Annotated in this window: 8 protein-coding genes; 3 read left to right on the top strand and 5 right to left on the bottom strand. The window is 68.3% G+C overall.

The genetic code is table 11. From position 1 onward, the window contains the following. Positions 1-16: 16 nt before the first annotated feature. Positions 17-1,225, bottom strand: a complete 1,209-nt coding sequence (locus C664_RS08155) for a YbfB/YjiJ family MFS transporter (RefSeq protein WP_004257301.1) — start codon at positions 1,223-1,225, stop codon at positions 17-19. A 105-nt stretch (positions 1,226-1,330) separates the two neighbouring features. Between C664_RS08155 and C664_RS08150 the strand changes: the two genes are divergently transcribed. Continuing rightward, positions 1,331-2,185, top strand: a complete 855-nt coding sequence (locus C664_RS08150) for a LysR family transcriptional regulator (protein WP_004257298.1) — start codon at positions 1,331-1,333, stop codon at positions 2,183-2,185. Between the two features lie 40 nt (positions 2,186-2,225). Here C664_RS08150 and C664_RS08145 read toward each other — a convergent pair whose 3' ends face one another. After that, positions 2,226-4,193, bottom strand: coding sequence for a tetratricopeptide repeat protein (locus C664_RS08145; RefSeq protein ID WP_004257294.1), 1,968 nt, complete (start codon positions 4,191-4,193; stop codon positions 2,226-2,228). Between the two features lie 137 nt (positions 4,194-4,330). Between C664_RS08145 and mscK the strand changes: the two genes are divergently transcribed. Continuing rightward, the gene (gene mscK / locus C664_RS08140) at positions 4,331-7,648 is read left to right on the top strand and encodes a mechanosensitive channel MscK (RefSeq protein WP_004257291.1); all 3,318 of its coding nucleotides are present in this window, start codon (positions 4,331-4,333) and stop codon (positions 7,646-7,648) included. Positions 7,649-7,737: 89 nt separating this feature from the next. Here mscK and htpX read toward each other — a convergent pair whose 3' ends face one another. From htpX to def, 3 genes are read right to left on the bottom strand one after another with little or no spacing between them, the layout of a single operon-like run. Beyond that, positions 7,738-8,583 (bottom strand): zinc metalloprotease HtpX, encoded by an 846-nt coding sequence (gene htpX / locus C664_RS08135; protein WP_004257288.1) that lies wholly within the window; start codon positions 8,581-8,583, stop codon positions 7,738-7,740. A 59-nt stretch (positions 8,584-8,642) separates the two neighbouring features. After that, positions 8,643-9,602 carry a methionyl-tRNA formyltransferase gene (gene fmt, locus C664_RS08130; protein WP_004257286.1) on the bottom strand — a complete coding sequence of 320 codons (960 nt, stop codon included), beginning with the start codon at positions 9,600-9,602 and terminating at the stop codon, positions 8,643-8,645. Continuing rightward, positions 9,602-10,105: a peptide deformylase gene (def, locus tag C664_RS08125; RefSeq protein ID WP_004257282.1), complete on the bottom strand. Its 504-nt coding sequence runs from the start codon at positions 10,103-10,105 to the stop codon at positions 9,602-9,604. Before def ends, fmt begins: the two co-directional genes overlap by 1 nt. Positions 10,106-10,279: 174 nt before the next feature. Between def and C664_RS08120 the strand changes: the two genes are divergently transcribed. Further along, the gene (locus tag C664_RS08120; RefSeq protein ID WP_004257280.1) at positions 10,280-11,308 is read left to right on the top strand and encodes a LysM peptidoglycan-binding domain-containing protein; all 1,029 of its coding nucleotides are present in this window, start codon (positions 10,280-10,282) and stop codon (positions 11,306-11,308) included. The last annotated feature ends 14 nt before the right edge of the window (positions 11,309-11,322 follow it).

Below are 11,322 nucleotides of genomic sequence, written 5' to 3'. Positions count from 1 at the left end.
TCGCCTACCGCGGGCCTCAGGCCTGCATGCATGGCTCGGCGGACGCGCGTGCCGCGATGTCGCGCCGCTCCACCGCCTTCAGCATGAACAGCAGCAGGGTACCCAGCACCATCATGCCCGCGGCCAGGTAGAGCCCGCCGGCGTAGCTGCCGAAGCTCGCCGCCAGCCAGCCGGTCGCCGCCGGGCCGATGATCTGCGCGGCACCGTAGGAGAGGGTCATCTTGCCCATCATCTTGGCCGGCCGCGTCGGGTAGTAGCGCCCGGCCATCGTCAGCACCAGGCTGACCATGCCGATGAAGGTGCCGCCGAACAGCAGCGCGCCGAGGATCGCACCGCCCAGCCCGCCGACGACCACCGGCAGCAGGATGCCGACGATCTGCAGCATCGCGGCGAGAATCAGCGCATTGAGCTCGCCGGTGCGGCGCGCGACGAAATCCCACACGATGCAGGCCGGCGCCGCCGCCAGGCCGATGGCAAGAAAGCTCAGCGTGCCGCGCCCCTCCAGGCCCGGCAGGCGATCGACGATGGCGACGATGAAGGTCGCACTCACCACGTAGCCCACCCCCGCGCAGAAGTAGGACGCCATGAACAGGCGCAGGAACAGCGGGCTCGGCGGATTGTCGTGCATCGGCGCACCGGTCTTGGTCACCGGGCTGGTGTCGGGCGCCGGCAGCCAGCCCAGCGCCGGCACCAGCAGCACGCAGGCGATGGCGGAGAACGCGAACCACTGCTCGCGCCAGTCGAACGAGGCCCCCATCAACGCCACGGCGGCCGCACAACCGGCGATGCCCAGGCCGATGCCGGCAAAGTGGATGCCCAGTTCGCTACGGTGGTTATGGCGGATCAGCCAGTTCAGGATCAGACCGGTCCCGAGCAGCATGGCGGCCGCGCTGGACAGGCCGGCAAAGTAGCGCGACACCGCCCACAGCGTCACATCGGTGGTCAGGCCCATCATCAGCGTGGTCAGCACCGCGACCACCATGCCGACACGGAACAGACGGTCCTTCAGCACCAGGTCGCTGATCGACGCCGCGATCAGCGCGCCCGTCAGATAGCCCGCATAGTTGATCGCCGCCAGCCAGCCGCCCTCGGCCAGGCTCAGGCCGGCCTGCTGCTGCATCAGTGGCAGCAGCGGCGTATAGGCGAAGCGCGCGACACCCAGCGCGAGAATGAGGCTGAAGATGCCGGCGCCGAGCACCTTCATGCGTTGGATCTGGTCGTTCATGGCGTTCGTGTGATGTCGGCTCGTGGATACCGAACGATAGTCGGCGTACGATATCGATACAAGCGAATCTTATAGAACGAACAGTTCTTTTTTGGAGATAGCGGAATGGAGCTCCTCGCCCTGCGCACCTTCGAAGCCGTCGTCGACGAAGGCGGCATCCTCGCTGCCTCGCGCAAGCTCAACACCGTGCAGTCCAACGTCACCGCCCGCATCCGCCGGCTGGAGGAGGAACTGGGCACCGAGCTGTTCTTCCGCTCCGGCCGCGGCGTCGAACTCGCCCCTGCGGGTCGCGTGCTGCTCGACTACGCACGCCGCATGCTCAACCTCGAACGCCAGACGGTCGCCGCCGTGCGCCACGCCGGCGACGAGGCGGGCGAACTGCGCATCGGTTCGATGGAGACCTTCGCCGCGCTCTACCTGCCACCTGCACTGAGCGAACTGCGCGCCACCCACCCCGCGCTGGAGCTGCGCGTGCGGGCCGATACCAGCGCAACGCTGGTGGACCACGTGCTCGCCCACAAGCTGGACTGCGCTTTCGTCGCCGGCCCGGTGGTGCATCCAGCGCTGCAGTTCGACGAACTGGTGGTCGAGGAACTGGTGCAGGTCTTCGCCCCCGGCACCGATCCGGTGCTGAGTCCGCTGATCCTGTTCCGCGAGGGCTGCGCCTACCGCGCACGTGCCATCGCCCTGCAGCGCGCGCTAGGCCATGCCCAGGCCGACGCGATGGAGTTCGGCACGCTGGAAGGCATTCTCGGCTGCGTGTCGGTCGGCCTGGGCTGGACACTGATGCCGCGGCGCATCGTCGCGCAGTCGGCGCATGCGCGGCGGCTGGAGATGCGCGCTGTGCCGGCCGAGATCGGGCTGGTGCCGACCGGGATGGTGTCGCGCAGATCCGATGCCCCACCCCGTGCACTGGCGACACTCGCCAACCTCATCCGCACGCAAGCGACGGCGCACTGACCGCCGTGCGTCCATGTCGCGCGGCGATTAGTGCGCATCCTCACAGCGTTCGGGCGTCGATCCAGGTGACGCGGCCCGTCCTGCGCCTGACCTCCTCGTACATGTGCGCCGTACCGCCGGAGCCGTCGCCACCGTCGCCGCTCCACAGGCAGAGGAAATGCACGCGGTCGATCCCCAGCGCCAGGGCCGTGTACAACAGCCAGCGGTTGCAGCGCTCGTAGGGATCCATCCACGCCGTGGGGCTGATCCAGGGCAGCGGGCCCAGTTCAGCCGGCATCGTGCGCGGCGCATCCGGCAACCCGGCACGCAAGGCGCGATAACGCGCGCACCAGCGCGCGCCGTCCGTGGCGGGCCGGACCGAGCGCTCGATGAACGCCGGCTCGGCAAAGGGCAGCATCAACTGCAGGCGCACGCCGCGCACCTTGCAGGCCTCGAGAAACAGCAGGTCGCCCCCGCTGGCACCCTGGGCCAGCGCCAGGTCGCCGGGGCCCGCGCCGAGCGCATCGAGCGCCGCCGCGATCCTCCGTGCCGCGATCCCTTCCTTGTCCGGCGGAAAGCGCGGGCTGGCACGATCGGGGGCGTCGATCATGTGCCCGCTGAACAGGAACACGCGCCGCGGCTGCAAGGGCGGCGTGCTGCGGGCGATCTCCCGGTCGATGATCCCGAGCGCCGCCGCCGTCTCGCGCGGGCGGAATTCGAGGTCGCGCAGCAGGCACAAGGTCTGGCGGCTGAAGGCGAGCGCAAACCAGTCGCCGTTGGCGGCCGCGGCCGTGGCGCCGTAGGCCCGGCAAACCGTCTCGAGCGGTTCCACCAGCAGGCACAACGCGGCATGACTCGCGCGGGCCCTGCAGTCCTGGGGGTTGCGTTCCTGCGCGCTCAGCGCCGCCCATCGCACCCCGCCGACGAGGTCGTCGATCGGAGCCGGCTCGCCGTCGCCCCCCAGATGGCGGCGCAAGCTCTGCAGCATGAGCGTCTTGACGCCGGAACAATGGTGCGCGGGATCAATGACGAAGGCTTTGCGATACGGTTCGATCGCCTCGGCCAGCGCAGCATCTTCGGACTCCGCGGCCCCGCGCAGTTCCGCCGCAGACGCGCCGTCTCGCCACCAGCGGCTCACCCAGTTGTCCGTCTCGATGCGGCCTGACAGGGCCCACACCCCGGCATCGCGCGGATACGCCTCGCTCAGCCGGCGCACCCATTCGCGCGCTTCCTCCAGACGTCCCAGGCGACCGAGGCAGACGGCCTTCCGTTCGCGCGCCGGCTTGTGTCCGGCATCGAGCGCGAGCACGGCCTCGAACTGCTCGAGGGCAAAATCGTGATGGCGCAGCTTGAGCAGGACTTCACCCGCCGCGTGGCGGGCCTCGATACGCAGCGCGCGCGTCGGCATCTCGTCGGCCAGTACCAGGATGTCACCGGCACGGCCGTTGTGCCGCGCCACTGCCATGCGGCGCATCCATTCTTCGCAGGCGACACTGAACGCGTTGCGCACCCCCGGCAGAAGGGTTTTCCAGTCCGGCTCCCGCAGGTGCGGCAGCAGGCTGTACACCGGACTCCGCTGGCGGTCCTGCCAGGCCTGCAGCGTCGCCTCCGCCATGCGGGTCAGGGCCGCGCGATCCTCGGCCAGTGTCGCGGGGTCAGGCCGGCCGTCCTTCAGCCGGTAATGCAGCTTGTGCTCGGTGTAGCGGTCGAAGGGCTGCGCCGGCCGCGGCCCCTGCACCAGGATCACGCCGTGCGCGCGCAAGGCGTGGCGCACCCCGAGCTCGTACCAGACATTCGGGTCGTCGAGCGTGAGGTCGGCCACCACCAGATCGGCGAGCAGCAACTCCTGGAACAGGTCGGTGCGGATGTCTCCGGCACGCAGTTCCTGCTCGACACGAAACGCCTCCAGCCCCGCTGCCGCCAGCGCAGGGACCAGGTAATCGTCGTAGATGCGGTTGAAGTCGATCGGCGAGCCGTCGTGACCCGGCTTGATGCCGAACGGCATGGCGACGAAGACATGAGGCTTCATGGGCCGCTCCCCTTCACGCACTGCCCCGGATGCGATGCGGCGGGTGCATCGCGCTGCAGCGCCTGCCCTAAGCATAACCGCCGTGGGTAAACTGCGCATTCCCACGCTTCCCGCTTCCCACCCCAGGCCTTGCCCCGATGCTTCGACTGCGCATCCTGCTCCTTCTGCTGCTCCTGCCCCTGATCGCCCTCGCCCAGCCGGCAACCCGCCCCGTCGCCAGCGAATTGCAGGCACGGCTCGACACGCTCAGCGAACGCCAACTGCCCGAAGCCGAGTTGCGCGCCGCACAGCAGGACCTGCAGCAGGCGCTCGCCCAGCTCGCTGCGGCGGAGGACGCCCGGCGCCGGCTCGCGGACCTGCGCCGGCAGCTCGACCAGGCACCAGCGCTCATCAGCGCCGCGCGCGACAAGCTTGCGCGCCAGCAATCGACGCCACCCGCCGCGCTCACCATCCCGCCGACAGAGAAGCTGGACGCACTCGAGGCCCGGCTGGCACAGGCCAACGCCGAACTCGCGCGCTGGCGTGCCGAACTCGACCAGGCCAGCGCCCTCAGTCTGCGCGCCAGCACCGAACGTACCCAGTCCGAGATCGCTGCGACGCAGACCCGCATGCAGAACATCGAATCCGCGTTGCGCAGCGGTCGCGAGGCGAACCGTGCGCTCAGCGCCGAACGCCGCGAGTCCCTGGCGGCCGAATGGCATGCACTCGATGCGCGCGCCGCACTGCAGCTGGCGGAACTGTCGGGCAGCAGCCAATTGCAGGAACTTGCCCAGGCGCAGCGCGAACTGGCCACCTTCGAGCTGGGCGAGATCGAACGTGGCATGGAGGTCATCCAGGCCGCGATCGGCGAACGCCGGCGGGCACAGACCCTGCAGACGGTGCAGAAGCTGGCCGGCCAGGAAACCGCGGCCGCCGACGGCAGCCTGCTGGCGCGCGAGACCGCCACCAACCAGACGCTGTCGGCCTACCTGCTGCGTGCCACCGAGCAACTCGCCGTACTCAAGCAGCGCAACCTCGACACCCGCCAGCGCCTCGACGCCCTCAACCGCAACAGCAACCTGATCGCCGAACAGATCAACATCCTGCAGGGCAGCCCGCTGTTGTCGCGCATCCTCAACGAGCAGCGTCGTGCGCTGCCCGTCCCGAGCGTCGACACCGAACTGACCCACCAGATCGCCGACGTCCGCCTCTACCAGTTCGAGCTCAACAAGCAGCGCGAGGCCCTGGGCAGCCCGGCGGCCTACCTCGACACACTGCTGGCCGGGCAGCCCGCGCCGCCCGACAACAGCGAACGCGAAGCCCTGCTTGCCTTGCTCGAAACACGGGCAGAACTCCTGGAGCGCCTGAACCACGAGCTCAATGCCGTCCTCGGTGAATCAGTCAGCCTGCAACTGCACGAGACCCAGCTGCAGGCGACCGCCGACCGCTTGCGCGCGACACTCGATGAACAGATCTTCTGGGTGCCCAGCAACCGCCCGCTCGATCTCGAATGGGTGAAGAGCCTGCCCGCGGCGCTCGAGCAGCAGATCGCGGCCATGCCCTGGCGGACCGTGACCACGCAATTGTGGGAAGGCTTGCTGGCACGCCCCTTGGTGCTGCTGCCGGTACTGCTGCTCTCGGTGCTGCTGCTGGTGCGCCGGCGCTGGCTGCGCGACAAGCTCGCCAGCCTGCACGCCGACATCGGCTACGTGCGCCGCGACACGCAATATCACACGCCGCTGGCCATCCTCCTCAACCTGCTGCTGGCCCTGCCGGTGAGCCTGCTGCTGGGACTTGCCGGGCTCGCCCTGCAGATGGACGGACGCGGTCAGAACATGGCACTGGGCATCGGCCTGATCGACATGGCCGAGGCCTGGCTGGTGTTCTACACCGCCTACCGCGTGCTGTCGCCCGGTGGCGTGGCCGAACGCCACTTCGAGTGGCGGCCCGAGCTGATCCGCGCCCTGCACCGCCGGCTCAGCCGCCTCGGTCTGGTCGTGCTGGCGGTGGTGCTGGTCGTCGCCATCGCCGAACATCAGCCCGAACGACTCGCGGACGACGTGCTGGGGATGCTGACCCTGCTCGCCAGCTATGCCGTGATGGCCTGGCTGATGGGCCGCCTGCTATCGCACCAGCGCCCGCATGATGCGGCACCGTCGCCCTTGCGTGTGGTGATCGGCCTCGTGCTGGCACTGATGCCGCTGGCGCTGATCGGTGCGCTGGCGATGGGCTACTACTACACCGCGCTGAAGCTCACCGGTCGCCTGATCGACACGCTGTTCGTGCTCATCGTCTGGCGCCTGGCCGAGGCCACTGCGGTGCGTGGCCTGGCCGTGGCGGCGCGGCGTCTGGAACACAAGCGAGCGGTCGAACGGCGCGAGGCAGCCGAGCGCGAAGCCGGGCTCGAGGTCGCGAGCGACCCCGAGATCCTCGAGCGGCCGGTGATCGATGTCGAGAAGGTCAGCCAGCAGTCGCTGCGCCTGATCCGCCTCGGCCTGCTCGGCACGCTGCTGGGCGGCCTGTACTGGGTGTGGGCCGACCTGATCACGGTCTTCGCCTACCTCGACAACATCACCCTGTACGAGTACGCCAGCGGCACCGGTGCCACCGCGACCCTGGTGCCGATCAGCCTGCGCGACGCACTGGGCGCGCTGGTCATCGCCGCGCTCGCGTTCGCGCTGGCCAGCAACCTGCCCGGCCTGCTCGAAGTCCTGGTGCTGTCACGCATCAAGCTGGCGCAGGGTAGCGCCTACGCCATCACCACGCTGCTGTCCTATCTCATCGCTGGCATCGGCATCGTCGCCACGCTGGGTACGCTGGGCGTGAGCTGGGACAAGCTGCAGTGGCTGGTGGCGGCACTGTCGGTGGGTCTGGGCTTCGGTCTGCAGGAGATCTTCGCCAACTTCATCTCCGGTCTGATCATCCTCTTCGAGCGCCCGGTGCGCATCGGCGACGTCGTCACCATCGGCAACCTGTCGGGCACGGTCAGCCGCATCCAGATCCGCGCCACCACGATCACCGACTTCGACCGCAAGGAGATCATCGTCCCCAACAAGACCTTCGTCACCGGCCAGTTGGTGAACTGGTCGCTGACCGACACGGTGACGCGGGTGACGGTGAAGGTGGGCGTCGCCTACGGCTCCGATCTGGCGCTGACGCGCAGGCTGCTGCTCCAGATCGCCGACGAAAACCCGCGCGTGCTGAAGGAGCCGGCGCCGATGGCGCTGTTCCTCGCCTTCGGCGCCAGCACGCTGGACCACGAGCTGCGCATCCACGTGCGCGAACTCGCCGACCGCAACCTCGCCATCGACGAGATCAACCGCCGCATCGATGCGCTGTTCCGAGAGCACGGCATCGACATCGCCTTCAACCAGATCGACGTGCATGTGCGCAGCATCGACGGCAAGGAGACGCGACTCGAGACGATCTCCCGTGCCGCACCCCCAGCGGGAGACGAAGCGTCGCCGGCACGCTGAAACCCGCGCACCCAAACGAATCGCCCCGCGGCCCAGGACGGGCGGCGGGGCGATTCACACCGCGGCCGATGCCGCGGGTCGTGACAGGCTCAGCGCCCGATCATCGCGCGCAGGCGGGCGATGCGGTCCTGGGTTGCCGGGTGGGTCGAGAACAGGCCGCGCAGACCGCCCCCCGACAGCGGGTTCATGATCATCATCTGCGCCGTTTCCGGGTGCTGCTCGGCAGTGTGCATCGGGATGCCGCGGGCGTAGGCGTCGATCTTCGCCAGCGCGCTGGCGAGCGCCTCGGGGTCGCCGGAGATCTCCGCACCGCCACGGTCGGCGCCGAACTCGCGCGTACGGCTGATGGCCATCTGGATGATCATGCCGGCCAGCGGCGCGAGGATCATCATCGCGATCGACACGATCGGATTCGGGCGGTCCTCGCCGTCGCGGTTGCCGAACAGCATCCCGAAGTTGGCCAGCATCGAGATCGCACCGGCCACAGTGGCCGAAATGGTCGAGATCAGGATGTCGCGGTTCTTCACGTGGGCCAGCTCGTGCGCCATCACGCCGCGCAGCTCGCGTTCGGACAGCATGCGCATGATGCCGGTCGTGGCGGCCACCGCGGCGTTCTCAGGGTTGCGGCCGGTGGCGAAGGCGTTGGGCTGGTCCTCATCGATGATGTAGACCTTGGGCATGGGCAGGTCTGCACGCTGCGCCAGCTCGCGCACCATGTTGTACAGGTAGGGCGAGGTGCTGGCATCGACCTGGCGTGCGTTGTACATCTTCAGCACGGCCTTGTCCGAGAACCAGTAGGCCCAGAAATTCATCGCGCCACCCACGACGAGGGCAATCAGCATGCCTTGCTGGCCGCCGATGGCGGCACCCATCGCGCCGAACAGCGCGACGATGCCCGCCATCAGGATGGAGGTCTTGATCCAGTTTCCGAACATTGCGGGGTCCTTCCTAAAGATGCGGGTTGTTCAACACATGGGGGCGCAGGCGCCCGGCATCAAGCCGGACCGGCCTCGCCCGATGCGAAGCGTTCGCCGACAGAGACCGGAAATCCGCGCAGGAATTCCCCCGCTGGCAGGCGCTTGCTGCCCGGACGCTGTAACACCGTGCAACGCAAGGCCCCCTGCCCGCAGGCGACCAGCACCCCCCCGTCGTCGGCGGCCAGCACCGTGCCGGGCTCGCCCTGGGCGTCAACGAGCTGTGCGGACCAGAACTTGATGACCGTGCCCCGCAGCGAGGCAGCCAAGCCGGGGAAGGGGTCGAAGGCACGCATCGCGCGCTCAAGTTCGACCGCAGGCCGGGTCCAGTCGACCGTGGCCTCGGCGCGGCCGATCTTGGCGGCGTAGGTCACGCCTTCCGCCGGTTGCGGCACTGGCGTCAGGCCGCCCTTGTCCAGCTCGGCCAGCGCGCTGACGATGGCCTTGCCGCCGAGTGTCGCCAGACGGTCGTGCAGAGTGGCGGTGGTGTCGGTCGGCAGGATGGGCAGCGCGTGCGTCAGCAGCATCGCCCCGGTGTCGAGGCCTTCGTCCATCTGCATGATGGTGATACCGGTCTCGGCGTCACCCGCCTCGATCGCACGGTGGATCGGCGCCGCGCCGCGCCAGCGCGGCAGCAGGGAGGCATGGATGTTGATGCAGCCCAGGCGCGGCAGATCGAGCACGGCCTTGGGCAGGATCAGCCCGTAGGCGGCCACCACCAGCACGTCGGGCGCACACGCGACCAGGCGCGACCGCTGCTCGTCGGTGCGCAGCTTCTCGGGCTGGTCGACCTCGATGCCGCGCGCCAGCGCCAGTTGCTTCACCGGGCTGGGCGTGAGCTTCATGCCGCGGCCGGCAGGACGGTCGGGCTGGGTCAGAGCCAGCGGCACTTCGTAACCCGCCGCCAGGATGGCCTCGAGCGCGGCGGCGGCGAACTCGGGCGTTCCGGCGAACGCCACGCGGAGCGGAGCGACGGCCATCACGCGGTGATGCGCGCTTTCTTCGCCAGCTTGCCCTTGATGCGGCTGAGCTTGAGCGAGGAGAGGTATTCGACGAAGACCTTGCCGTCGAGATGATCGATCTCATGCTGGATGCAAACCGCCAGCAGGCCCTCGGCCTCGATCTCGCGCGATTGGCCGTTTTCATCCAGGGCGCGAACTTTCACACGCTCGGCACGGGTCACCTTCTCGTAGATTCCGGGTACGGACAGGCAGCCTTCCTCGCAGACCTGCTCGCCCGAACGCTCGAGAATCTCGGGATTGATCAGCGCCATGAGCCCGGACTTGTCCTCGGTGACGTCGATCACGACGACGCGCCTGTGGACATTGACCTGGGTTGCAGCAAGACCGATGCCTGGCGCCTCATACATGGTCTCGGCCATGTCGGCGACGAGTTGGCGGATGTCATCGTCCACCTGCTCCACCGGCGCGGCACGCGTGTGGAGACGGGGGTCTGGATAGCGAAGGATGGGTAGAAGTGCCATGAATGCTTGCCGCAATAAACCTTTAAGTGCAGAATTTCAAGTGATTTCACACGCATGCGCATGTGCTGAAGGAGTACGGCGGAATGCTTGCCGTTCCACTGCGCATTCGACATAACCAGGCCGACGGCGTTCCTCAGCTTGATCCGTACGCCCCGCTACCACCGGAAGCGATCAATGATCCGAATTATATTCCCTCTCCTCGTCGGCATTGCGACGCTCTTCAGCGGTGCATCGATCGCACAGTCCGGGATACAGCTCGCCGACGATGCGCCCGACAGCTACACGGTGATCAAGGGCGACACGCTGTGGGACATCTCCGGCCGCTTCCTGCGCGAACCCTGGCGCTGGCCGGAAGTCTGGCGCCTGAACCGCGACGAGATCCGCAACCCGCACCTGATCTATCCGGGTCAGGTGATCATGCTCGACCGCAGCGGCCCGTGGCTGACGATCGGTCGCCGCGTCGGGGGCAGCGACAAGCTGCAGCCGCAGGTCTACAACGAACAGCTCGATACCGCGGTGCCGAGCATCCCGCTTCACGTCATCGAGCCTTTCCTCAACAAGCCGCTCGTCGTCGACCAGGCTCGCCTCGAGGACGCAGCCACCATCGTCGCGACCGAAACCAGCCGCGTGCTGACCGGCTCGGGCGACACGGTGTTCGCCAAGAACGTCAAGCCCGACACCGAGGTCTGGCAGATCCTGCGCCCGGCCCGCCCGCTGCAGGATCCCGTCACCCGTGAAACGATCGCCTACGAGGCCGACTACCTCGGCACCGCCCGCGTGACCGAGCACGGCGAGCCCGCCACCCTCGAGATCCTGTCGGCGGTCGAGGAAATCGGCACCGGCGACCTCATGGTGCCGAGCGAGAGCCCCAGCGTATTCTCGTATGCGCCGCACGCCCCGGACCAGGAGGTGGACGGCCGCGTGATGTCGATCTACCGCGGCGTTACCGAGACCGGCCGCCTGAACGTCATCTCGCTGAACGTGGGCGCACGTGACGGCATCGAGCGCGGCCACGTGCTGTCGCTGTTCCGCAACCGCGGCGCCGTCGAATACAAGGGCGAGGACGGCAAGGAAGTCTTCAACCTGCCCGAGAAGCGCTTCGGCGTGGTGTTCGTGTTCCGCGTCTTCGACCGCGTGTCCTACGCGCTGGTGATGGAGACCGATGGCCCCGTGACCATCGGCGACGCAGGGCGCAAGCCCTGACCGGCAGGCGCCCT

This window comes from Thauera sp. 63, assembly GCF_000310165.2.
GTDB lineage: Bacteria > Pseudomonadota > Gammaproteobacteria > Burkholderiales > Rhodocyclaceae > Thauera > Thauera humireducens.
The sequence above is the reverse complement of the archived record's forward strand: the minus strand, read 5'-3'. Positions and strand labels throughout refer to the sequence as shown.